The 24,731-nt window shown below is 62.8% G+C and carries 16 protein-coding genes and 1 pseudogene; 4 read left to right on the top strand and 13 right to left on the bottom strand.

Features of this window, described 5'->3' with window-relative positions; genetic code table 11:
• The 3 genes from ACXZ1M_RS14500 to ACXZ1M_RS14490 form a co-directional block, all read right to left on the bottom strand.
• Complete coding sequence (locus tag ACXZ1M_RS14500; protein ID WP_459053825.1) at window positions 1–213, bottom strand: hypothetical protein; 213 nt, start codon at window positions 211–213, stop codon at window positions 1–3.
• Window positions 214–281: 68 nt separating this feature from the next.
• On the bottom strand, window positions 282–518 hold the full coding sequence (locus ACXZ1M_RS14495) for a hypothetical protein (RefSeq protein WP_459053824.1): 237 nt from the start codon (window positions 516–518) through the stop codon (window positions 282–284).
• 105 nt (window positions 519–623) lie between these two features.
• On the bottom strand, window positions 624–1,400 hold the full coding sequence (locus ACXZ1M_RS14490) for a TauD/TfdA dioxygenase family protein (protein WP_459053823.1): 777 nt from the start codon (window positions 1,398–1,400) through the stop codon (window positions 624–626).
• 92 nt (window positions 1,401–1,492) lie between these two features.
• On the opposite strand from ACXZ1M_RS14490, the gene ACXZ1M_RS14485 reads away from it, so the two are divergent.
• Window positions 1,493–2,407 carry a LysR family transcriptional regulator gene (locus tag ACXZ1M_RS14485; protein WP_459053822.1) on the top strand — a complete coding sequence of 305 codons (915 nt, stop codon included), beginning with the start codon at window positions 1,493–1,495 and terminating at the stop codon, window positions 2,405–2,407.
• Here ACXZ1M_RS14485 and ACXZ1M_RS14480 read toward each other — a convergent pair.
• The 5 genes from ACXZ1M_RS14480 to ACXZ1M_RS14460 all read right to left on the bottom strand — a co-directional run bounded on the left by ACXZ1M_RS14480 (window position 2,395) and on the right by ACXZ1M_RS14460 (window position 12,209).
• Window positions 2,395–5,091, bottom strand: coding sequence for a TonB-dependent receptor (locus ACXZ1M_RS14480; RefSeq protein ID WP_459053821.1), 2,697 nt, complete (start codon window positions 5,089–5,091; stop codon window positions 2,395–2,397). The two genes, ACXZ1M_RS14485 and ACXZ1M_RS14480, sit on opposite strands and share 13 nt — an antisense overlap.
• A 48-nt stretch (window positions 5,092–5,139) precedes the next feature.
• Window positions 5,140–6,504, bottom strand: coding sequence for a glycoside hydrolase family 5 protein (locus tag ACXZ1M_RS14475; RefSeq protein WP_459053819.1), 1,365 nt, complete (start codon window positions 6,502–6,504; stop codon window positions 5,140–5,142).
• Between the two features lie 69 nt (window positions 6,505–6,573).
• Window positions 6,574–8,031, bottom strand: a complete 1,458-nt coding sequence (locus ACXZ1M_RS14470; RefSeq protein ID WP_459053818.1) for a glycoside hydrolase family 30 protein — start codon at window positions 8,029–8,031, stop codon at window positions 6,574–6,576.
• Window positions 8,032–8,243: 212 nt separating this feature from the next.
• Window positions 8,244–10,094, bottom strand: a complete 1,851-nt coding sequence (locus ACXZ1M_RS14465; protein WP_459053817.1) for a glycoside hydrolase family 28 protein — start codon at window positions 10,092–10,094, stop codon at window positions 8,244–8,246.
• A gap of 9 nt (window positions 10,095–10,103) precedes the next feature.
• On the bottom strand, window positions 10,104–12,209 hold the full coding sequence (locus tag ACXZ1M_RS14460) for a hypothetical protein (RefSeq protein ID WP_459053816.1): 2,106 nt from the start codon (window positions 12,207–12,209) through the stop codon (window positions 10,104–10,106).
• A gap of 205 nt (window positions 12,210–12,414) precedes the next feature.
• Here ACXZ1M_RS14460 and ACXZ1M_RS14455 point away from each other — a divergent pair, with 205 nt between their 5' ends.
• The gene (locus ACXZ1M_RS14455) at window positions 12,415–15,483 is read left to right on the top strand and encodes a TonB-dependent receptor domain-containing protein (RefSeq protein ID WP_459053815.1); all 3,069 of its coding nucleotides are present in this window, start codon (window positions 12,415–12,417) and stop codon (window positions 15,481–15,483) included.
• Complete coding sequence (locus ACXZ1M_RS14450) at window positions 15,480–16,982, top strand: glycoside hydrolase family 28 protein (protein WP_459053814.1); 1,503 nt, start codon at window positions 15,480–15,482, stop codon at window positions 16,980–16,982. Before ACXZ1M_RS14455 ends, ACXZ1M_RS14450 begins: the two co-directional genes overlap by 4 nt.
• Before the next feature lies 1 nt (window position 16,983).
• On the opposite strand, the gene ACXZ1M_RS14445 is transcribed toward ACXZ1M_RS14450, so the two are convergent.
• A complete protein-coding gene (locus ACXZ1M_RS14445; RefSeq protein WP_459054021.1) occupies window positions 16,984–18,528 on the bottom strand; it encodes a glycoside hydrolase family 43 protein in 1,545 nt (514 codons plus the stop codon).
• A gap of 162 nt (window positions 18,529–18,690) precedes the next feature.
• On the opposite strand from ACXZ1M_RS14445, the gene ACXZ1M_RS14440 reads away from it, so the two are divergent.
• A complete protein-coding gene (locus ACXZ1M_RS14440; protein WP_459053813.1) occupies window positions 18,691–19,566 on the top strand; it encodes a class I SAM-dependent methyltransferase in 876 nt (291 codons plus the stop codon).
• A 401-nt stretch (window positions 19,567–19,967) separates the two neighbouring features.
• Here the strand turns inward: ACXZ1M_RS14440 and ACXZ1M_RS14435 are convergent.
• The 4 genes and pseudogenes from ACXZ1M_RS14435 to ACXZ1M_RS14420 form a co-directional block, all read right to left on the bottom strand.
• Window positions 19,968–20,236: pseudogene (locus tag ACXZ1M_RS14435) on the bottom strand (methyl-accepting chemotaxis protein); the annotation flags it as partial.
• A 97-nt stretch (window positions 20,237–20,333) separates the two neighbouring features.
• The gene (locus ACXZ1M_RS14430) at window positions 20,334–21,239 is read right to left on the bottom strand and encodes a LysR family transcriptional regulator (RefSeq protein ID WP_459053812.1); all 906 of its coding nucleotides are present in this window, start codon (window positions 21,237–21,239) and stop codon (window positions 20,334–20,336) included.
• Window positions 21,240–21,560: 321 nt separating this feature from the next.
• On the bottom strand, window positions 21,561–22,910 hold the full coding sequence (locus ACXZ1M_RS14425; protein ID WP_459053811.1) for a glycoside hydrolase family 1 protein: 1,350 nt from the start codon (window positions 22,908–22,910) through the stop codon (window positions 21,561–21,563).
• A 35-nt stretch (window positions 22,911–22,945) separates the two neighbouring features.
• Complete coding sequence (locus tag ACXZ1M_RS14420) at window positions 22,946–24,622, bottom strand: tannase/feruloyl esterase family alpha/beta hydrolase (protein ID WP_459053810.1); 1,677 nt, start codon at window positions 24,620–24,622, stop codon at window positions 22,946–22,948.
• Between the last annotated feature and the right edge of the window lie 109 nt (window positions 24,623–24,731).

Genomic DNA, 24,731 nt, shown 5'->3' with positions numbered 1-24,731 from the left:
TCACGCAAATTCCTGAAGATTGCCGCCAGAATAACTATCCACAACCTCTCCGGCCTGAATAACGACCACCATCCATGAGTCATCGCCGACGCGGCCGGGCACTACTTGACCTACTAATTCGGCTACCCTTTCGCAGACCGCCTTGTCAGGCGAATAATCCAGGGAAACCAGCAGAAAATTTCCATTCTCTTGAATTTCGAAGGAAAAAGGCAATCCCGTCTCCTCCCTCAGGGAACTGGACAACTTGTCCAGCAGAGACTGAGTAATATTTGAGCTACTCATCATAGGCACCCCATTTTCTTTGCTTCAGCAATTTTTCTCGCCAGCCCTACCCTATATCCTTGAATAACCCGGACATGGCCAAGATAGGTGCCTTTATTGCTCAGATCGCCACCAGGATTACTCGCGTAAGCGCGATTAAAAAGATCATATCGATCTTTTGCCAGCTGCGCCTCACGCTTTTTCAGTTGCACCTCCAGATCACGGATCTTTCTTAAGATCTGCTCGCAGGGATCCATGCCGACGCCCTTGGTCTTTGATTGAGAACTAACCCAGACTAAGGAAGATGATGCCTGGACGACTTGATATAAATCGAGTATTCCGTCCGGCATTCACACAATGTACTAAGCCGCTTTTTTTTCGCCATACCAGATCACCCCGTCGGCGCGGACGGTGGTGCGGTTGAGGATGCGGCGGGTGTTGGGCGTGATCGGCGTTGCCTTGTGGGCCACATGCAGATTGTCGGCCACCACCACGTCGCCCGGCAGCCAATGGTGGCGGTAGGTGGCGCCGTCACGCGAGTAATGACGATCCACCGCCTCCATCAGCGCGCGCGAATGGTCGGCACTGTAGCCCAGTACGCCAGCGGTCAGGCCCATGTTCAGGTACAGCAGCGGGATCTGTGTGTGCGGATGGCGCAGCACCAGCGGATGGACCACGCCGTTGCGGTGCGCCGTACTGAGGCCGGCGAACTCCTGCTGGATTTCCGGCTGCAGTTCGGCATAGGCCCGCTGCATATCGGTAAACAGCGTATCGCCGCCCTCGGCCGACTGCACCTCCGAATACCAGAAGCTGACCGGCGTCGGGTCCTCGCGGAACGAGCCGTCCGAATGCCAGTAGCGGCCCACCTCGACGTGGCCATCCTCGGGCCGGCTGGCCACGCGGAAGATTTCGGGCCAGCCCGGCAACTGGCCGCGCATGGTCGGGAAAGTCTCCAGGCTGCCGAACAACTGGCTGGCCGCCACCTGCTCGGCCGGCGTGAACGACTGGCCGCGAATCACCAGCAGGCCGTATTCCAGCAACGCCGAGCGCAACAATTCCGCCGTCCCATGATCGGCGCGGCGCAGGTCCACGCCGTCGATTTCGGCCCCGAATCCAACTGCCAGTGGTGTGATCTTCATAGTGCCTCCGAAAAAGAATTCACTATAATCCCCATACATCCTGCTGATAATATAGGCAAAATCGCTTACACCTTTGCGTAAGGCGCAACACCATGGATAGATTCGCCGCACTGAAAGCTTTTAGCCTGGTCGCCAGCAACGGCGGTTTTTCCGCCGCCGCACGCCAGATGGGCCTGGCTACCTCGTCGGTGACGCGGCTGGTGGATTCGCTCGAAGCGCGCATCGGCGCACCGCTGCTGAACCGCTCCACGCGCAGCATCACGCTCACCGACAGCGGCCGCGCCTACGTCGAACACGCCAACCACATCCTCGCCGCGCTGGACGAAGCCGATGACGCCGCCGCCGGCCGCGACGCCGAACCGGCCGGCGTGCTGCGCATTGCCGCACCGGTCACGCTGGGCATCCGCTACATCGCCCCGCTGCTGCCGGAACTGGCGCGCCGCTATCCGCGCCTGGAGCTTGATATGCGGCTCAGCGACGCGCTCAGCAATATGGTCGATGAAGCGATCGACCTCGCCATCCGCATCGGCAATCCGGAACAGCAGCCCAACCTGATCGCCCGCAAGCTGGCCGGCCACCGGCGCCACATCGTCGCCAGCCCGGCGTATCTGGCCGCCCACGGTGCACCGACCACGCCGGCCGCGCTGGCCGACCACAACTGCCTGCTGTTCGCCTACGGCGCCCGGCGCGCAAGCTGGCGCCTGCGCAACAGCGACCTGGCGACCGAGGTGGAAGTGAGCGGCAGCCTTCAGGTGAACAATGCGGAGATGCTGCGCCAGGCCGCGCTGGGCGGACTGGGCCTGGCCCTGCTGCCGGGATGGCTGATCCAGGACGACCTTGATGCCGGCACGCTGGTCGCCGTGCTGGCCGACTACCAGGCCAATCCCGGCGAGATGGATGTGGGAATTTATGCGGTGTACCCGGCCAACCGGCGAGGCGCATCGAAGATACGCGCCTTCACCGATCTGTTGGCCGGGGCCTTGCAGAACAGCGATTACAGCTTGTAGTTCAGCCCCAACAGCATTTGACGGCCGTAGGTGGTGTAGCGTTCAGGTGCGTAGGAGCCGCCCGAGAAGGCGCTGCCCTGGCGGGTCTGGTAAGGCGAGTTGTTCAGGTTGTTCACCTGGAACAGGAACGACAGGCCCTTGTAGGTTCCCTCCTCGATCGCATAGCCGAGCTGCAGGTCGATCTGGCGCTCGGCCAGGATCTCGCTAAAGGCGCGCTGTGCGAACAGGCCGGTCACCTCGCCGCGATACGCCGAGCGGTAGCGGCGGCTGGCGCGCGCCGAGAAGCCGCTCTGCTCGTAGTACACGCTGAAGTTGGACACCACGCCGGACAGGCCCGGCAGTTTTTCCTTGGTGCCCGGACCGTTCGGATGGATCGAGCTCTCGGTGCCGGACATGCTGCCGGTGACCCCGAAGCCGTCCAGCTTATCCCACAGCAGGCCGGCGTCCAGCGCGCCCGACAGTTCCACACCCTTGACCATGCCGCCGGTGCCGTTGGCCGGACGGTTCAGCGTGCCGATGTCCTGGATCGGCACCACGGCCGATGGATTCGGGAAGCCGGCGAAGCTGAACGCGGTCTGCTGGTTGTAGATGTAGCTTTGCAGCTTCTTGTACCAGAGCGCGCCGGCGATGTAGCTGCGCTTGCCCATGTACTTCTCGACCGACAGGTCATACGAATTGGCGCGCCATGGCTCCAGGTTCGGATTGCCGCCGCTGCCGTTCCACATGCGGGTGGTGGCGTCGACGCCGCCCGAGATACCGGCACGCATGTCCGACATCTGCGGCCGCGCCACCGTCTTGGCCGCGCCGAAGCGCAGGTTGGTGGTGCTCAGGTATTTGTCGAGGTCGAAGTTCAGGTTCACGCTCGGCAGCACGTCGGTGTAGCTGGCGCCGCCGCTGATGGAGCCCAGCGTGCCGCCGTTGACGGTGGCGCCGCGCGATTTCTGGTCGACGTTGACGGCCTGCACGCCGACATTGCCGCGCAGCGGAATCGCACCGAGGTCGGCGTCCAGGCCGACGCGGGCGTAGGCCGTGGTCACTTTCTCGGTCACGCCCCAATCTTGCAGCGCCTGGTCGTTCGGGCGGGCCGGCTGCATGTCGTAGTACTTGTGCAGCGCGCCCAGCACGTCATAGCTCATCACCGATGGAATGCCGGCGAATGACAGCGAGGTCGATGGCTGCAGCAGGTCCGGCGACACGGTGGTCGGCGCGCGGCCGTTTTTCAGGAACCAGTAGTTGTTGGTATCGGCATGGGTCTTCTCGCGCTTGCTGAAGTTGACGCCGCCCTCGATGTTGCGGAACACGCCGTCCAGCTCCTTCTTGGCCGAGACCTTGGCCGAGCTCAGCTTGTCTTCGACGATCGGGTGGTGCATGTCCGCATCCTTGCCCCAGCCGCCGACGTCGGTCAGCTTGATGATTTTCGGATCGGCGAAATTCAGGCTGGGCGTGAAGGTCGGCAGGCCGCTGGCGGTCGGAATGTGGAACTGGAAATTGTTGTCGGTGATGCCGGAGTTGGCCGGGCCGAGGCCGGCGTAGGTTTCCAGCACTTCCTCGCGGCGCTTGGCGCTGGAGTGCGAGAGGTCGCCGATCAAGGTCCAGCCGTCTTTCTTGAAGGTGTTGTTCCAGCCGAGCGCGCTCAGCTTGTCCTTGCGCTGGTTGTAATCATTGCGCACGATCGGTTCCAGGTTGAGCAGCGAGCCGCCAACCAGCACGCGCGTGCCGCCGACATCCTGCACCTGCGGATTGTTGTAGCGGATCGGGTTGTCCTGGTTCGAGTTCCACATCATGCCGCGCATGGTGGTGTTCTGCTTGAACTCGGAATAGTACAGGTCCAGCGTGCTGCGGAATTCCTTGGAGGGACGGTATTCCAGCACACCCATCAGGCCGTCACGCTTTTGCTCGCGCGAGGAAGCCGTCACTTCGGCGCCGTTCAGCGTCACCACATCGGCCATATTGGCCGGCAGGTTGCGGTTGGTGCCCCACCACCACGATTTGTATTCCTGCTGCTGGCCCGGCGAATCGAGGTGGGCGTAGCCGACCGCGATGCCCAGCGTGTTGTTGAGGAACTGGTCCACATACGAGGCGCTCAGGCGGTTGCCGTTGGCCGAGGTGTTGGAGTTGAGCTTGCCGTTGGAGTTATGCTCGCCGCGTGCGTTGAACACCACGGTGCGCTGGCGCAGGTCGAGCGGACGCACGGTCTGCAGATCGACGGTGCCCGACAGGCCGCCGGCGGCCAGCGAGGCGTCCGGCGTCTTGTAGACCACCACGCCGCTCATCAGCTCGGACGGGTACTGGTCGTATTCGGCGCCACGATTGTTGCTGGTCGAGACCTGCTCGCGGCCGTTCAGCAGCGTGGTGGAAAAGTCCGGCGCCAGGCCGCGAATCGAAATCGACTGCGCGCGGCCTTCGACGCGCTGCGCGGTCAGGCCGGCCAGGCGGGCGATCGATTCGGCGATGGAAACGTCGGGCAGCTTGCCGATGTCTTCGGCGGTCACCGCTTCGACGATGGCGTCGGAATCGCGCTTGATCGCCATCGAGGTTTCGATGCTGCGGCGGATACCGGTCACCACCACTTCCTGTACCGGCGCCTCGTCGGCCTTGCCAGCTTGCGGTCCGCCGGCCTGCTGGGCGTGGACCGGGCTGGCGGCAAAGGCCATGGCGGCGCAGGCGGCCGCGATGGGGGTCATCCTGATTGCATACGTTTGCTTGTTCATTGTCATCTCACTCTTATAGTTTTAACGGAAGGGCTGTGGTGCGGTGCTGCTGGTCATCCAGTCCTGCAACGGCTGATGCACTTCGTACGGCTGGCTGCCGAAGGACTTGAAAAGGGTCTCGATATCGCTGAGCGATGCGGTGGTGAAATCGGTTTTCGGCACGGCTGCGCCGGCGGCGTTGGTGACCATGCCCCAAGTGCCACTGCCCTGGCCGCCGCTGTTGGTCACCACCTTCCAACTCCAGGCGGTGCTGGCCCAGCCGTACTTGGCGTAGGTGTCGAAGGAAGCGCGCGCGATCTGGCCACCCAGGTCCAGGCCCTGGCCGGTCCAGGGCTGCATCTCGCCGATGAAGAACGCGGTGTCGAGGTTGCGCAGGCGGCTGTCCCATTCGCATACGCCGCTATTGCTGCCACCGGTGCAGGTCAGCCAATCCTTGTGCACCTGCAGGCCGATCTGGCTCCAGCCGAACAGGCCCGGGTAGAAGTGCATCTCGAAGGCGACGTTGCTCATGCCCTGCTCGGAAGGCTTGCCGTAGGCGCTGATGCCGCTGTTGTGGCCGGGCAGAATCACCACGTGGTTCGGATCGACGGCACGGATGGCCGTGTACAGCGTCTTCACCACGGCGGCCAGGTTGGCGGCGTCGGTGCCCCATGGTTCGTTGAGCACGCTGTAGCCGGCCACGCCGACGCGATCCTTGTAGCGCGCCGCCACCTGCTGCCACAGCCACACGGTGCGCTGCTGGAATTCCGGCGTGCTCCAGTACAGGTTCTTGCCGGCGCAGCCGCTATGTTGTTCCCAACCCTGGCTGCCGACGGCGCCGTGCAGATCGAGGATCACATACATACCGCGTTTTTCGGCCTGGGCGATGGCGTCGTCCAGATAGCGCCAGGCGTCGGCGCGCAGGGTGCGCGGATTCTTCTCGTCCTCCACCACGCTGTAAATGAACGGCAGGCGCACCACGTTCAGGCCGAACTTCTGCATCTGGTCCCAATCGCGGGTGGTAATCCAGTTGTCGCGGAACAGCTGCATCAGGCGCTGGCGTTCGGCGTAGCCGAAGCGTTCATCGAGCTTGGCTTCCAGCTTGCACTGGTCGTCGATGCCGTTGCCGCCCTGGCCCATCATCCAGAATTCATTGATCAGCCAGTTCCCGAGGTTGACGCCTTTCAGCGTGACCTGAGTGCCGTCGGCCTTGAGCCACTGGGTGCCTTGCGTGCGCAGCATGCTCAGCGGCAGTACCGGCACCGGCGTCACCGGCGTCGGCTTGATAGCGACCACCACCGGCGGCGTCACCACGACTGGCGGCGGCGCGGACGGCGTGCTACCGCCGCCACTGCCGCAGCCGGCCAGCAAAATCAAGCTGGTACACAAAATCGAGCGTAAAGACATCCCCAACCTCCCCTATGTGGAAGCGCTTCCAAACATCTGCAGAAAAAAGCTGCGCGAGGCAGCACCGGTTTATTTCCAGGTAAAGGTGGCGACGCTGGCCGCCGGCAAGGTGTAATCGAAACTGCGCTGGCCGACGCGCACGGCAAAGCTGCGCGGCTGCTTGGCCGAATTCACCACCAGCAGCGCCACCGAACCGTCGTCGGCATTGCGGAAGGCGACGGTGTCGAGCTGGTCGTAGCCGCTGGTGGAGGCGATGCGGCGCGCACCTTGGCGCACGAAGCGGCTGGCGTGGGCCAACGCGTAATATTCCTCATTGCGGGTGACCTTGCCGTCGCGCGAGTCGATGGTGACCACGCCACGGCAATCCTTGCAGCCGCCGAGGTGGGGCCCGTCGTTTTCATCCAGCGCCAGGTTCCACAACAACACACCTTTGGCCCAGCCGCGCGTGGTGCCGATTACCAGCACGCGGGCGAAGTGTTGCAGGTTGTCCGACCATACCGGCGCCCATTTGCCGCCCGAGCATTCGGTGAAGTAGGTGTCCTTGTCAGGCCAGCGGTCGTGCAGCGCGGACTGCACGCGCACGTCGCCGCCGTAGCAGTGCCATGCCACGCCGTTGACGTATTTGTTGGCGACCGGGTCCTTCAGCACATCGGCCGGCGAACCGGGTTCGTCCCAGTTGTGGTCCCAGTCGAGGATCTTGGTGTTGGGATGTTCCTTGGCCAGCACCGGGCCGAGATGGCCGCCGATGAAGGCGGCGCGCTTGGCCGGATCGACGCGCATGCCGGGATAATCCTTGGGCTCGAAGTGCGGTTCGTTCTGCAGGGTCAGCGCGTAGATCGGCACGCCTTCCTTTTCATACGCGCTGACGTAGCGCGACAGATAGTTGGCGAACGGCGCGAACGCTTCCGGCTTCAGCGTGCCCTGGATCAGGCTGTCGGTGGACTTCATCCAGCCCGGCGCGCTCCATGGCGAGGCCATCACGCGCAGCTTGGGATTGATGGCCAACGCGGCCTTGGTAATCGGCAGCACATCGGCGCGGTTGGGGTCGATGGAGAACTGCTTGAGCTCCGGATCGGTCTGGCCGGGCGGCATATCGTCGAAGCTGTAATGATGGCGCGAGAAATCGGAAGCGCCGATGGTCAGGCGGGTGAAGCTGAAGCCGACGCCGGGTGCTTTACCGAACAGCTCGTTGAGCAAGGCGGAGCGTTGCTGCTCGTTCATCTTGGTCTGCATCAGCCAGGCGGAAGCGTCGGTGATGGCGGCGCCGAAGCCGGTCATTTCCTGGAAACGCTGCTTGGGATCGACTTCGATAATCGTGGCGGCCTTGGCGCCGGGCTTGAAGCTGGCATCGGCATTGCGGGCCAGCAGCTGGGCCTTGTCGCCGGTGGTAATCCACGCCTGCACGGTCTGCGCGTGGGACGCGCCGGCACACGCCAGCAACGCGGCCGCGAGCAGTGTCGAAAGGTGTTTGAACGACGACGGGCGCAACGCCACATCGCCCGGCGATACAGGGCAGGCTGTCAACATGCTGTCTCCTCATGCAGGCGGATCGTTGTCCGCCCGTCTATCGGTACTTCACTTATGAAATGAATGGAAGCGTTTCCATTTGTTGAAAGAACTATAGCACCGCAAAATCTTTCATGTCAACGAAACTGAAACTGGTGTGGGGTTTTTGTCGGTGCGTTCGCCAGAAATGATAAAGCAGCCTTGCGGCGGCCTGTAGCACCCTGGCGCTAACGTTAGCGCGGCAGCGCCGACAGTTGAAGGTTGTAGCGCTTGCCGGTGATGACCACGTTCGACAGTTTCAGGCCCTGGATGTTGTGGATGAACCAGGGCTGGTTGCTGTTGAATGGGTCGCCGAAGTCGCTGTCGCTGATGGTGACGTTGGTGATCGGCAGGATGGCCGGTGTGCCGGGGCCATTGTAGCTGGAGGCCAAGGGACCTAGCAGCACAAAAGCCTGGTAGCACGAGTGCCGCATGCCGCCCACCTGCACATTGTCGGCGCGAATGCCGCTGATGTGCACTTCCGATACCTGCGGTGGACGGATGCGCATGACGTCGTCCGACGGCGCGTAGTCGCAATCGAAGACGATCACCGCGCCGCCGCCCGACGACACCACGTCCGGCGCCACCTCGGCGTCCGGCAGGCGGCCGCTGAACATGGGCTGGGTCTTCACGCCATTGGGCAGCGTCAGCTTGCGGGCGTAGAAGTGGCGCAGGTAGCCGCCGCGATTCATATTGGTTTTCAAACGGATCGCCGTCCACAGCGGATTGCTGGCCCAGTGGATGTTGCGGAACTCGATGTTTTGCACGTAGACGTTCTCGATGCCGGCCGCCATTTCGCTGCCCAGCGTCACACCGCCATGGCCGCTGTTCATCACGCAATCCTGAATCACGATGTTGCGGCTAGGGCCGAACTGCGTGTCGAGGTTCTTGCCAGCCTTGATGGCGATGCAGTCGTCGCCGGTGTTGAAGGTGCAGCCTTCGATCAGCACGTGGTCGCAGCAGTCGGGATCGAAGCCGTCGCTGTTGGGGCCGAGGCTGTTCATGCGCACATTGCGGAACCAGACGTTGCGGCAGTTGACCGGGTGATGCAACCAGAACGGCGCTCCCTGCACTTCATAACCCTGCAACAGCACATTGCTGCAGCCGATGAACTGAATCATGCACGGCCGCAGGAAGTGGCCGATGCCGAACACGCGTCGCGCTACCGGCACGCCGGCCTCCGACAGCGCCGGCAAATAATATTGATCGGAACGCCAGGCGTCACGGCCGCCTTCGATCTGCCGCCGCTGCGCCGGATCGAGCGCCGGCGCCAGTGCATCGAGCGTGGCCGGGTTGCGCGGATTGATCACGCCCTGGTGATCGCTGGCCGGCGCATCGTCCGGCTTGCGTCCGGTCCATCCCCACCAGCAATCCTTGCTGTCCTTGAAGGGTATGCCGCCCATGCCGTCGAGCACGCTGCCTTCGTCGCCGGTCAGCGCGATGTTGTCCTGGCCGTAGGCGTACACCATGGGCGAGTAGTTCAGGCAGTCGTTGCTCTGCCAGCGCGAGATCACCAGCTTGCCGTTGGGGCCGCAATCGATGTCACCGTCGCGCGCGTAATCAGCGGGATTGTTGTTGAAGTAGAGATGCGCGCCGGCGTCCAGATGCACGTGCACGTTGGAGCGCAGCACCATCGGCCCACAGCACAGCCAGTTGCCGGCCGGGATCAGCACCCTGCCGCCGCCCGCCGCGTGGCAGGCGTCGATGGCGGCCTTGATCGCCGGGTAGCAGTCCGGCGATCCCGCCAGCGGCGCGCTGACCAGGCCCTTCTTCTGGTACGCGACAAAACCTTCGATCTCGCTTGTCTTGCACGGCTTGGCGCCATAGGCGGTGATGAGGAAATCCTGCGCGCGAAAGCTGATCGGGCGCGAGCAGTGCGCCACGATGGCGGCGGCTTCGGCCCAAGGATCGCGCGCCGCGCCCAGCGCAGTAGCAACAACGGGAGCAGCGGCGGCCGCGCCGAACGGCAAGCCGGCGCCGGCCATCAAGCCCGCTCCAGCGCGCACGAAAGCGCGGCGGCGCGGATTGGAAACTGGTTCACGCAAAATAGCTCCTCATGGCAGCGGTTTGAATCCTTCGGCCCGCACCACCCAACGGCCGTCCTGCGGGAAGCCGGGCGTGGGACGCGATGGCGCACCGTCCCAGCCGCCCGCCATCATGGCGACGGCGGCCAGCAGCGCGCTGTTGCCGGGCAGGTAGACCGGCAATTCGGTGTTCGGATTGTGCCCGGCCACCGTGTAGCCGTTGTTCGGGCCGTCGGTCTTGAGCAGCACGTCCACTGCCTGCTGCGGCGCGTCGAGACGGGCGGCGGTCATGGCGATCATCGGATAGTCCCAGCCCCAGATCTTGGCCTTGAAGTCCCAATCGGCGAGCACCGCGTCCAGCGTGCGGCGCATCACGGCGCGGTCCACGCCGGCGCCCGGCAACTGCCCCAGCGACATCAGGAACGATGGATGGTCATGGCGGCTGGCCGGGTTGTCCCAGGTATCGGGCGTCGATTCCAGCGCCACGTACTTGCCGTCCTTTTGCGGCAAGGCCGACAGTTGCAGGCGCTTCTTCTCCCAGTCCGCATCGGGCGGCAGGCCGAGCCGCGCGCGCCATTGCTGCGCCAGCGCCAGGCCGGTGGCCCAGTAACTGAGCTCATATCCGGGATTCATGCTGGTGCTCTGGTCGTAGATTTCCTGCGCGATCCACAGCGGCGGACCCAGCACATAACGCTGGCCGTCCCAGTGCAGCATGGACGCCATGGCGTCGGCGGTGGCGAATACCAGTTCGCGGTAGCGCTCCAGCGTCTGCTGGTCCGGCGCGCTGCGGTACAGCAGTTCCGCCAGGTGGATCACATGCGGCTGGTTCCAGACGATGAGCGGATTGCCGCCCGGGCTTTCGCGCCCTTGCGGACTGGTCATCTTGGGCCAGCGCGCGCCCTTCAATCCGCGCGACGCGGCGATCTCGCGCGCCACCGGCAGCGTCTTCTGATACCAGCGCAGCGCGTTTTCCAGCTGCTGCGGCCGGCCCCACAGCGCAAAGTGCGCGGTGTGCCACCAGATCATCTCCGTGTGGTTCTTGCCGTACCAGGTGGTGGTGGTGAGGCCGCTTTCCTGCGGCGGGAAGTCGCCGCCGAACTGGATCGCCGTCAGGTATTGCGACAGCACCACGCGGCGCTCCAGCTCGGCCGCGCGCGGGTCGCTACTGCCGGTGAAATCGATGGCGGCGCCGCTGCGCCAGAACGCCGGCCAATGCGCGGCGCTTTGCGCCAGCACCGTGGCGGTATCGGCAGTCTTGCCGATGCGCCCCGGCGCGTAGCTCAGCGTGAAGTCCAGCGTCTGCCCCTTGGCCGGCGCCAGATGGAAGGCGTGCGGCTCCGGTGTGGTGATCGCCATGCCCTGCGTGCTGTACAGCACGGCGCTGTAGCGCGCCGCATCGCGCGTGTGCTCCAGCGCCAGCGTGTGCAGGTTCTGCACCGTCACGCGCGTGCTGTGCGAAGCCGGTTCGCTCCAGTCGAGCGGCGGGTTGTATTTCACGCCCATGTCGTAGCCGCGCGGCAACGCCAGCCGCACCAGCAGCTTGCCGTTCGCCAGCAGCGGCGAGCTGATGCGCACGGCCAGCGTGTCCTGGCCCGGACTGACGGCCGTCATCACGCTGACCACTTGGCCGTCGATGGTGTAGCGGCTGGTGAGCACGCCCTTCCACATGTCCAGCTTCTGATCGATGTTGTGGATATCTTCCGGCGCCAGCGCCGAACCGTCGCCGCGCCGCAAGCCGAGCTGACCCAGCGGCCACACGTGCGGATTGGTGCGCAGCCAGGTTGCAGCCTCGCCTTCCATGATGGTGGGATAGGCGACGGTCTGCCCATGCGCCGTGTAGTCGCGGTTGGCGTCGCTCAGTTTGTAGCCCTGCGGATTGGGATCTTCATGCCAGGACCAGCGCGCCTGCGTCTCCAGTGCGATGCCCTTGGCGCCGTAATGCGCGGGGAAGGTTTGCAGCCCGGTGACATCGGCGGTAAAACAGAACTGGCCGTTGCCTACACTGAACGGCGCCCACGGATCGATCGCGGCCAGCCGGGGATTGTGCCGCTCGACCAGCGCCTGCCGGTCGATGGGCGTGGCGGCCAGCGCGGTGCCGCCAACAACGAGGGTGATCAGCGCCACAGCGCGCTTCATATATGTCTTCATAACGCTCATCAAACGCTCAAGAACGGTGATCATACCCACCAAACGCAACAGTTTTTGGGGCCAATTAATCAACTTGATGACTATAGCTGAATTAGTCAAATGGTTGACCGAATTCGGATTGACGCTCGCCCCCCTAGCTTCCTACTATCGGCTAAGCCGCCTGGCGGTGATAACCAAAAGAGGAGACACCATAATGAGAACCAAAACGACCGCGATAACCAATGCTGTGCTTTTGCTGATGGCCGGCATCACCGGTGCCGCCAGCGCGCAAGAAGAGGCCCCGGCGCCTGCCAATCCTGAAGAAAACCGTGTCGTCATCACCGGCACCCGCCTGGCCAACCGCGGCTTCCTGGCGCCGACCCCGGTGAACGTGGTCGACGCCCAGGAACTCAAGGTATCGGGCACGCAGAATCTGGAAAACCTGCTCAACGACACGCCGCAATTCACCGCCAACCAGTTGAACAGCCCGACCGCCAACACGGTCCAGGCCGGCCAACCATCGGGCACTTCGACGCTGAACCTGCGCAACCTGGGCGCGACGCGCAACCTGGTGCTGGTCAATGGCCGCCGCTTCGCCATCACCGGCCCGGATTTCACGACCGACATCAACACCATTCCAACCGCGCTGGTCAAACGCATCGAGACGGTCACCGGCGGTTCGTCCGCCGTGTACGGCTCGGATGCCATTTCGGGCGTGGTCAACTTCATCCTGCGCGATAATTTCGAAGGCGCGGAGATCAGCGTGCAGGGCAACTGGGATCAGCCGACCCGCACCCCGACCAAGAGCATCGACCTGACCGTCGGCGGCAACTTCGACAACAAGAAGGGCAACGCCGTCCTGTCCATCAACTTCCAGGACCGCCAGGGCATGACGCGAGGCGATCTCGGCGGCTATGCCATCCCGTCGCTGGGCGATGGCTGCGTTACCTCCGCCTCGTGGTCGGCCACCGGTCCTGGCACGCCGCTGAGCGTGCCATCGGGCCAGACCTGTTTGTCGGCCGGCGGCCGTCCGGGCCTGGTGTACAGCGGCTCCTCGACCGTGCCGAACGGCCGCATCGGCAACCTGCCGCTGTACGGCTCGTCCGGCTCCAACGCCGCGCTCGACGCCGCCATGGCGGCGGCCGGCCTGCAGAACATGACCACGCTGGGCGCGGTGTTCGATTCCACCGGCAAGGTGATCCGTCCCTACACCACGGCCGACGCCTACGACCTCGGCCCGCTGTCGTATGTGATGACGCCGCAAAAGCGCTGGGTGGCCAACGGCTTCGCGCATTACAACTTCAACGAATACGCTACCGGCTACACCGAGGTCCACTTCAGCAACAACACGGCCAATGTGCAGATCGCCCCGGCCGGTGCCGGCGCCAACTTCCTGGTCAACACCAACAACCCGTACCTGAGCCCGCAGATGCAGGAAGTGCTGCGCCAGCTCGATCTGAAGGAAACCGGCACCAGCCGCATCACCAACGGTTCGCAGACCTTGTCGACCACCGCCGGCGACGGCCTGGCCATCGTCAACCTGAACCGCCGCCTGACCGACATCGGCACCCGCTTCGCCGCCACCGACCACTCGACCTTCCGCATCGCGCTGGGCCTGAAGGGCAAGCTGAACGACGTGTCGGAGAAATACCTCACCGACCTCAAGTACGACATGTACTACACCAACAGCCGCACCACGGAATCGCAGTTCCAGTCCGGCTCGATTTCGCTGAGCCGCTACCAGAACGCCATCCTGTCACAGGGCGGCGCGGCGCCGGTGCTCAATCCCTTCGGCCAGAACATCACCCAGGCGGCGGCCGGCGCAGTGGCGATCAACTCCAACTCCGCCATCACCGCCGAACAGCAAGGCCTGGCGGCCAACCTCACCGGCAAACTGTTCGAACTGCCGGCCGGCCCGGTCGACTTCTCCACCGGCGTCGAGCACCGTCATGCCTACAGCCGCTACTCGCCGGATGCCTACCTGTCCTCGGGCGACGTGTCGGGCTGGAACGCGGCGCGCGCCACCGAGGGTGAATCGACCGTCAAGGAAATCTTCGGCGAAGCCCGCGTCCCGCTGCTGTCGGATGCCCCGTTCGCCAAGAACCTGAGCCTGAGCGGCGCCTTCCGCCGCTCCGACTACGACATCGAATCGGTGGGCACGGTGTGGACCAACTCGGTCGGCACCGAATGGACGCCGGTCGAGAGCCTGACCTTCCGCGCGCAGAAACAGAAATCGATCCGCGCGCCGAACGTGGGCGAACTGTTCGGCGGCCAGGGCACCAACGGCCCGACCGCGACCGACCCATGCTCGAGCCGCCAGCCGGCCAGCCAGCAAACCGCCGCCGTGCGCGCGCTGTGCGTGGCGACCGGTGTGCCGGCCAACCTGGTGTTCGACCAGGCGGTGCAGCCGACCAACTTCATCACCCAGATCGTCGGCGGCAATCCGGGCCTGAAGGCGGAAACCTCGCACACCACCACCGTCGGCGCCGTGTTCGCGCCACGCGCCGTGCCTGGCCTGCAACTGAGCGTGGACTACTACAAGATCACCCTCGACGACGCCATCTCGACGCTGGGTGGCGGCGGCATCCAGTCGGTGCTGAACCTGTGCTACAACACCATCCAGAACGCCAACAGCGTGTACTGCAAGGCCATCAACCGCGATCCGCTGACCGGCCAGATCGCCGCGCCGACCTATGTGATGACCACGGCGGCCAACATCGGCGGCATCAAGACCCAGGGCTACGACCTGTCCGGCCACTACGGCTTCCGCACCGGCTGGGGCCTGATGGGCGCCGATACGCGCTGGAACATCGACAGCAACTGGACCTATGTGAAGGAGCTGACCTTCACGCCGATCCAGGACCTGCCGAACATCACCAACCAGTGCGTGGGCAGCTTCGGCCAGACCTGTGGCCAGCCGGTGCCGAAGTGGAAAGGCACGGCGCGCCTGACCATGAACTCGGGCAAGCTGATGCTGTCGGCACGCGCGCGCTTCATCGGCAAGGTGACGGTGGACAACTACGTGCTGCCGGTGGGCCAGGGCAATACCCCGCCAGCGCTGGAGACGCTGACCAATCCGAAGATCAAGGCCTACACCTACCTCGACCTGACGGCTGGCTACGACTTCACCAAGATGGTCAGCCTGACGGCCGGCATCCGCAACGTGCTGGATAAAGATCCACCGGTGCTCGGCTCGTCGCAACTGCCGGCGAACAACACCATCGCCGCGACCTACGATCCGCTGGGCCGCAATCTGTTCTTCAGCCTGAACGTCAAGCTGTGAACGGACGCGATCTCCAACGCCGGCGCGTGACGCTGGCACTGGGCGCGGGCTTGCTGGGGCCGTGGCTGGCCCCGGCCGGCGCTGCGGCTGCCAAGGCTGCGAAGTGCGCGCCGTCCGTCGCCTGGGCGGACACGCTGCGGCGCGAGCTGGACGCGATGGCGGCGCAGCTCACGCAAACCCTGAAGCCGTGGCCGGTCCCGGCGCGCGTGTTCACGCCAGAGCAGCACGGCTGGACGAGCGCAAAGGACGCACTGGCCACGGTGCCGATCCAGCAGGCCATCGAAGCCTGCGCGGCGGCCGGCGGCGGCACCGTGCGCCTGGCCAAGGGCGACTACCTGAGCGGCACCATCGTGCTGCGTTCCGGCGTCATGCTGGAGGTGGCCGAAGGCGCACGTCTGCTGGCCAGCACCACCCTGCGCGACTATCCCGAGCACATCGCCCGCCGTCCCACAGTCCAGGACAGCAACATGGGCATGAACCAGTCGCTGATCTTTGCCGAAGGTTGCGAGCGCATCGGCATCAGCGGCAAGGGCCTGATCGACGGACGCGGCACCAAGGAAAATTTCCCAGGCGAAGAAACGGTCGGCTCCACACCGGGCCGGCCGTTCATCATCCGCGTGATCGATTGCAAGCAGGTGGTGATCAAGGACATCCACCTCAAGGACTCGCCGTGCTGGATGCAGAACTACCTCAACTGCGACGATCTGCTGATCGACGGCATCCACGTCGAGAACCAGGTCAACCACAACAACGACGGCCTCGACATCGACAGCTGCCGCCGCGTCATCGTGCGCAACAGCTTCATCAACGCGCAGGACGACGCCATGTGCTTCAAGGGAGCGGGCCAGCGCACGGCCGAGCACATCCTGATCGAAAACTGCCAGTTCTACAGCACCTGCAACGCGCTCAAGTTCGGCACCGATTCACAGGGCGATTTCCGCAACGTGCTGGTGCGTAACGTGGTGCTGGGCGGGCCGGCGGCGGACATGCGGGCGATCAACCGGCGCAAGGCCGACGGCGGCATCTCGTGGGAAATCGTCGACGGCGGTACGCTGGAGCGGGTGTTGGTGCACGACGCGCGCATCGTGCGGGCGGAAAGTCCGCTGTTCCTGCGGCTCGGGGATCGCGGCCGCGTGCGACCGGAGCAGAAACGTCCGGGACCGGGCGTGCTGCGCTACATCGTGTACGACCGCATCAGCGGCGACGACAACGGCGTGCGCGGCTCCTTCTTCACCGGCGTGCCGAACGCGGACATTGAGCACGTCCTGCTGCGCGATGTGGACCTGACCATGACGGCGGCAACCGAGCCGGCGGTAGCGGCGGCCGATGTGCCGGAAGCACCGGCCGAGTATCCCGATCCGCACATGTTCTCGAAGGTGATGCCAGCCTATGGCTTGTGGGCGCGACACACCAAGCACCTGACCTTGCAGCGGGTACGCTTCCGCACCACCGGCAAGGACGCGCGGCCGGAAGTGCTGGCCGACGTCTGCCGTCAGTGAATCAGTGAACGACGCGGAACCAGTCGACGTCGATATAGCCGGCCGCGTCGTTCTTCACGTAAGTGAACACGGCGGGGCGGCTGCCCTTCCACCATGAGAACTTCGCCAGTTGCGTCACCGGGCCGACATTCGTGTACGGCCCTTTTTCATTGAGGGCGTAGGAGAACTGCACGGTCTGGTCTTCCTTGACCACGGCGCGCAGAATCACGGCCGGCGCATCGATCTTTGCGCCGCGCGTTTCCTCGCCGGCGTTCGAATAAGTGATGTAATTCGCGCCGCCGTCGCGCACCACGCCGGCCCACGGCACCTTCACACCGAACAGGCTCAGACCGGCGCGTTGCGTATCGGCCATGCCGCCCAGCTCCAGGCGGCTGGTGATGTCGGATTGCGGGCCTTGCAGAATCTGCGTCAACGTATTGCGTGCGCCGACCAGGTAGGTGGACTTGCTCGCTTCAATGCGCATGAAACCGGGATGCTTGCTCAGGCTCCAGCGCGTGTTGTCCGGATTGTGATTCCACGACCACTGCAAGCCCAGCTTATTGGATGAGAACTCATCGCTGTCCTGCAGCTTGAACTCCGGCGATTTTTCGATGGTGTCCGGCGCGGCGTGCTTGAGCACCGGCGTGGTGGCGTCGCCCATGATCGGCCAATCGTCCTTCCACACCACCGGCTGCAGGTGCGCGATGCGGCCGAAAGCGCCGGTGCTGTTGAAGTGCAGGAACCAGCCCTGCCCCGAGGGCGTCTCCACATAACCGCCCTGATGCGGCCCCTTGAGGCCATTGCCCGGCTTGAGCGCAAGATGGGTTTCATACGGCCCGTCGATGGTGCGCGAGCGCAGCACCGCCTGCGGTCCCGTCTCGACGCCGCCGATCGGTGCGAACACGTAGTAGTAGCCGTTGCGCTTGTAGACCTTGGGGCCTTCGAAGATGGGCAGGTTGACCTTGTCTTCGATGATGGTTTTGCCGGCGTCGTACAGCGTCTTGCCGTCCGGGCTCATGGCGTGCAGGATGCCGGGGCCGGCGCCGACCTTGGAGTGGATCAGGTAGGCCTTGCCGTCGTCGTCCCAGAACGGGCATGGATCTTCATAGCCGGCGCCGGCCAGCACCATCACCGGCTCGGACCACGGCCCGGCGGGATCGCTGGCGGAACTCATGAAAATCCCCTCGCCCGGCGTTGCCCAATACACGTAGAACAGCTTGTTATGGAAACGGATCGACGGCGCCCACACACCGCCGGCGTAGCGCAAGCCGTCGCCGACCGGCTTGGACACGCTATCGGTCAGCGGAAACGGCGGCGCCATGTCGTAGGAAGGATGGAAGCCCAGCTTGGGCAGCACGTGGCCGAGGATCTTCCAGTTCACCAGATCCTTGGATGTGAGAATCGGAATGCCGGGCGAGAAATGGAAGCTGGACGCCACCATGAAGTAATCGTTCCCCACGCGGATGACATCGGGATCGGAGTAATCGGCATAGATCACAGGATTGCTATATTCCGCCGCCCCCACCGACGCACACGCCAACGCCAGCGCCACCACCAGATTCCGCATTTTCACAAGCCATCTCCACCGTTCAGACAGCTGACAAGTAGACCATGGGCGCGCGCGCGAAAGCAATCAACATACTGATTTGTTAGTGCATACCGATGGTCTAACTTATGTTAATCTTTGCACCACACCTTGGCCCCAACCCGCTAACGTTTGGAGAGTACATTGAAACAGGAAGCAAGCGCTCAACGCAACTGCCCGGTTTGTCAAACACCCTGCCAAGCGGGCCTGAAACCCTGGCACTTCGTCTGCCCGGCTTGCAAATATGAAGGCACCTCGCTGGAACCCACCATCAACGTGCAGGCGATGCACGACGTGGTGGACGAGGAAGAACGAGAACGCGGCCTGCGCGCGATCCGCACCGAAAATTTCCGCGACCTGATCTCGCTGATCCGTCCCATGACCAAGCCGACCGGGCGCAAGCTGCTTGAAGTCGGCTGCGCCCACGGCTGGTTTCTTGAAGAGGTCGGCACGGAGTTTCAAAGCCTGGGCATCGAGCCGGACGACCAGGTGCGCAACGCCACGCTCAAAAAGGGACTGCACGTCGTGGGTGGTTATTTCCCCGATGCCCTTGGTCCGGACGATAAATTCGACGTCATCGTGTTCAACGACGTGATCGAGCACATTCCTTCCATCAAGGATGCCCTCGATGCCTGTCAAGCGCGCATGAACGAAGGCGGCATCCTGGTGCTCAACCTGCCGAACAGCCGCGGCTTCTTCTATTTGTTGTCCAAGGTGCTGGCCAGAGTCGGATGGAGCAGTCCATTCCGGCGGCTCTGGCAGGAAAACCTGCCCTCGCCGCACGTCCACTACTTCGCTCCCGACAATCTGACCCGGCTGGTACAGCAAACCGGTCTGGTCCACGAGAAAACCGTGGAGCTGCCATCGGTGCGGGTCAAAGGGCTATGGGACCGGCTGAGTTGCGCGCGCAATGTCAACACCGTGAATTTGCTGGTCCAGTATTTCGGCATTCTCGCCGTCGCGCCCGTCCTTCGACTTTTCCCAAGCGATATCAGCGTGGGCGTCTACCGGAAGACCTGACAAAGGCCGCAACACCGGAAAAACTGTCGGCGTTTTGATTTTCGTCAAAAATGTTGCAGAAAAGTTTAAGCGATTTTTCAGCACGCGGCATTGCTTGCGCGTGCGATTCTACGCTGCGGCGCAGCATTCGCTTTTCAGGTAAGTTATTGATTTTACTGCGATTTGTGGTGCGGCTGGCGGGGATCGAACCCACGACCCTTGGCTTCGGAGGCCGTGCAGCGTGCGACGAGAATTGGCTTACTTTAGTGGTAACTCCTTGAATTGCCATCATATTCCGAACGGCAAAGATAGGCAAGGAAGGGAAAGGTTGGGAAGAAAATCGGAGGTGTTTTTTCCCAAAATTTTCCCAAACTTACCGCTATATGGCGCACCCGATCTGCTCAACGCAGCCTCCTGGGAAATTAGGACAATGCAGGCACAACTTGCATGCTATGCAATTTGAACACGCCAACCACACCGGCCAATCGGCCGGCCTGGTCCTGCATCGACTCGGCCGCCGCCGCTGCCTGTTCCACCAGAGCCGCGTTCTGCAGGGTCACCGTATCCATCTCGGTGATGGCGCGGTTGATCCGTGCGATGCCGGCAGTTTGTTCATCGCTAGCCACCATGATTTCACCCATGATACTGTCACACGCTGCACGCTGTCGACGATCTGCCGCATGGTCGCCCCATCAAAGCGCAGAGGTAGCCTGTAGTTGCCCTGTGCATTCTGGCGCCCAGACCATACACGTCGAGTTTCGGAAGACTGCCGCGTAAAATTCGGAGACCTAGAAATCACGTGCGCATTCGAGCAGAAACTCTTTCATCCACAAGGTGCCCGCGTCGTTGTCCATAGTGCGATGCCATTGCAAGCATTCGCCGAAGCCATCGATCTTAACCGGTAAATCGAGCAACTTGATCGGCAACCGTTCAGCATACAACCTTGCCGCCCGTTTATGCAGCGTCGCCAGATAGGGCGTGCCAACCACCGCCTCGGCAACGGCGCTGAAGGTGGGGGCAAAAATCACTATTCGCCGCCCGAGCCCAAACATGTCATGCGGTTCAAACTCCCCGAGATGTGCACTTTTGGGGCCGAAGCTGACGCTCACATGGCGCATGGCCAGATACTGTTCATTACTGAGTCGATCACCGACCTCTTCATTGCCGACCCATGCGATGCATGTAAACTCATCGTTGAACAAGGGGGCTTGGGGATGCAAAGGGTACAGCACGCCAGGTGGTGCGATGAGAAAGTCGACACTGCCCTCCGTAATCAACGGCGAATTGATGAGCGTGTTGGGCAAGATCAGTAGGCCGATGTCCGGAGCGACGACAGCCAACTTGCGAATCGCGCGCACGAGGAACGTACTGTAGACATAGTCCGAGCAGACTATCGTAAAGTTACGTTGCGCAGTTGCTGGCGTGAATTCGGCGCGAGCGATGATTACGCGTTCAATCTCCGTCAACGCTATTTTGACGGGATTGGTCAGACTCTTGGCAAATGGCGTCGGTTCCAGTTTGCGCCCGACAGAGATGAACAGCTCATCATTGAAGTGCGCGCGCAGGCGCGCCAACGCATTACTGATGGCAGGCTGGCTGAGATTCAGCCGCCGCCCCGTTTCACTGACGCTGCGCCCTTGGAGCAAGTGGTCAAAAACAACAAGAAGATTAAGGTCTAGCCGATGAAAACGCATTTCCGTGCTCGATGAGTGAGATGGCGCATGGCGAAGTGGTCTGAACTATACACTCTGCCACCTGCCCCGGAAAGTAGCCAGCCCGATCAGACCGAAGCGCTAAAGCGGTGTATCCACCTTGTATGCAGCGCGAACTATCCCTAGAAGCGGACTTGTCATCCACGCTGTTCCAATTCGGCCAAACCAGACCACGACCTCTGCCGTTTAAATTGCCATATGCTGGCCGTCGCGCCCTACGGTAGGCCCGCGCCAAGCTCTCTTCCGGCATCGTAAGCACCGACGTACCGATATCTCCTGCTTCAGTATTCCCGGTACTTGGGATCAGATCCCGTTGGCGCGTGCGATCTGACCAAGCAGCGTCCCACTTGGTTTGACGGTACGCTTCATGGTCTTGCGGTCCACTGCCACCAACCCAAGGTGCGGCCTGTATCCAAAGATCCATTCGAAGTTATCCAGCAGCGACCAGTGCACATAGCCGCGCACGTCGATGCCGTCCTTCACACATTGAGCAACGCCCTTCACGGCACGCTTGATGTACTCGATCCGGCGTGCGTCGTCAGTGGTAGCAATGCCGTTCTCAGTCACATAGATCGGCACTTTTACGTGCTCCCTGGTGTAGCGGATGGTAGCTTCCAATGCTTCGGGGTAGAACTCGCTCAGGATGTCGGTCATCTCGGCGCCGGCAGGCGGCGGCAACTCACCTTCCGGTCCGATCAGATCCCTGCTATAGGTTTGCACCCCGATAAAATCGCCATCGCCACTGACAGCGCGGAACCAGGGTTCGTACGCAATCGCGCGCTTCCTGTCGCGCATGGCGGGATCGCCCACCGCTTGGTCGTCGATGATCGCCATGGAGAGCCCCACCGGCAACGCCGGGCACACTGCCTTGATCGCCCGGTAGCCCCGCTTGTGCGCGGACAGCATGCCGGCCTCGATCTTGTCAAAATCGCCGCAGATCCATGCCGAGAATTTACCAGTACCGACAGACTGTCCCGCCTTGCGCAACATTTCCCGTTCCTCGGGCGTGTTCGTCATCGCTTGAATCGGCCCCGGTGTGCCAAACAGCATCTTGGCCAGATTGGGCTCATTGAACGTGGTCGCGTAGGACATTAGAGCTCCCAGTTCGCGTGCAACCTTGTCGCAGTAGCGTTCAAACAGCTCGTCAGCGCCTGCAGCCTCCCAGCCACCACGCGCAGCAAACCAGCGTGGGGTGACGAAATGGTTGAAGGTCACCATGGCGGCGAGTTTGTATTTACGACAGGCGTTCAGGACGTCGCGATAGTGCTCGATTGCAGCCACGGAGAACATGCCGGGTTCCGGCTCGATACGCGCCCATTCCACCGAAAAGCGGAACGTGTTGAAGCCGAGCGAAGCCAACAGCGCGATGTCTTGCTCAAACAGGCGGTAGTGGTCGACGGCGGCGCCGGAGGGCTCGGCAAATATGCTCGGTTTGGTGTTCTCCAAAAGCCAGGCATCGCTGTTGACATTGTCCCCTTCGACTTGATGGCCAGCGACTGCTGCGCCCCACAGAAAGCCTTGCGGGAAGCGGGCGCTCACGGCAGCCTTGGCGTTACCGATTGTGGGCAGCAATGCAGCCCCTAACAAACCGGCACCCAGGCCAAGCACGCGGCGGCGAGCCGGGCGCGAAACATCGTTGATATCATTCGTCATGTTTGTCTCCTTATGTCATTGTTGAAGATAAAAGATCACTCACAGCGGAAGCTGGCCGCCTGCTCGATTGGCCCACTTCCCGTATAACGTGCCGCCTTGGGCCAGGCACAGATCGGCCGGCTGATACCGGGCATTGCACGCCCGGTAGCGACAATAGCGTCTGGCGCCTTATCCTTCTCTACCCAGTCCACCAGGGCGCTCAGTGCATCCATGTCGTCCAGCGCTTGTCCACCGGAGCAGTGCGCCATGCCAGGCACCATGAATAGGCGCGCAAAGCTGCTCGCCGGCTGGCCGCTGACTTGCTGCATATCGGTGCTGACGCGACCATACCAGGTGATCAGGTCATGCGGGCTGAAGATCGGATCAGACCAGCCATCAGTGATCATCAGCTTGCCGCCGCGCGCGGCGAAGGTAGTGAAGTCGGTCGCGGTAGCGACGGTCAGCGCGGCAGTTTCTTCAGTGGCTTTGAGCAAACGCGGTACATCCGCTGCGGTGCCCGTCAGCGTGGCAGGGTCGATTGGCGGAAAAGCGAAGAATTGGGTCAACGACGATTGCACTAGATTGCGCAGCATGCTCATCACCGTACCGTCCGGTAGCGGCAAGCCAGTCTGCCAAGTCAGCCAGTCCGGAGTGAAGACACCGGTGTCCCACGACCAAGGCGCAAAGCGCGGCTTGCCATCACTGCCAAGCGGCCCTTGGAAGGCGCGCGCAATGGCCTCTACCTTGGTCGGGGCCAGACAACTATCCGCCTTCTGGCCTGGCTTGCAGGACAAGCTGTGGATGTCGAAATGGCAGCTGGCTTGATCAAAGATCAGACCATCGCGCGCGCCGTCGAGCGCATCGCATTTATCCAGCAGTGCCGTCCGGATCAGAGCTCCTTCAGCCGGACTGACCAAGCGTGCCGACACGCCGCCCGACGCGGCGTCATGCCTCGCCGCCTCGTCATACACTGCGCCAGAAAATTGTGACAACACGGCGGCATCACGCAGGTTGAAAGCGGGATTGCCGGCCAACACGCCGTCAAACAGTGTCGGATAGCGTTGCGCCATCAGCAAGGCCTCGCGTCCGCCGTTCGAGCAGCCGGTGAAATAACTGCGCTCTGGCGGACGGCCAACCATTGCAGCGATCATGTCCTTGGCCCTGAGCGCCACCTTGCCCACCGCTGCATAAGCGTAATTCAGCTTGGACTGCTGATCACGTGCAAAGCTGGCGTCGGCCGGCGTGACGCCAGCATGGCCGGTGTCGGTAGTCACCACCGCGAAGCCACGCGCCAATGCCGGCGGGAAGGCGGAACTTGAACTGGTGCCATCGCCGACGGCTGCGGCGACGAAGCCGTTCATGCCACCGCCCCCCTGGAAGTAAAAGCGCCCGTTCCAGTCTTCAGGCAGGCGCAGCTCCATGCGGATGGCATACGGGACGCCTGCGACGCCCGTGCGTTGTTCAAAAGCGGCCTGCACCATGCAATGCGCTGGCAGCTTGACCCTGGCTTCATTCTGGCCACCAGGTTGGCTGAATGGCGGCGCCGGCGCGGGACCAGCGGGCACACTCTCTGCGGAAGTGACGACCAAGTCCCCTTGGCGATACTGTTTCATGGCGCTGCAGCGCGCCACAAAGTCGTCTGCCGCTAAAACTGCTTTGGGCTGAAGCAACGCCAGTACCAAAGCAATCGGAAAAGTGCGCACCAAGATCGCGCTGGTTAGATAGCAATACATGAATGCCCCTTGAAATGATGAATGGCAGACGTCATACAGTCCGCGCCGCCTATAATATGGACAGGCAGCTTTTGTCACAAATTCAATCGTTCAATACAATCCATCACTG

It is taken from the genome of Duganella paludis (assembly GCF_054461335.1).
Note: the sequence above shows the minus strand (reverse complement) of the source record. Positions and strands in the feature narration are given on the sequence as shown.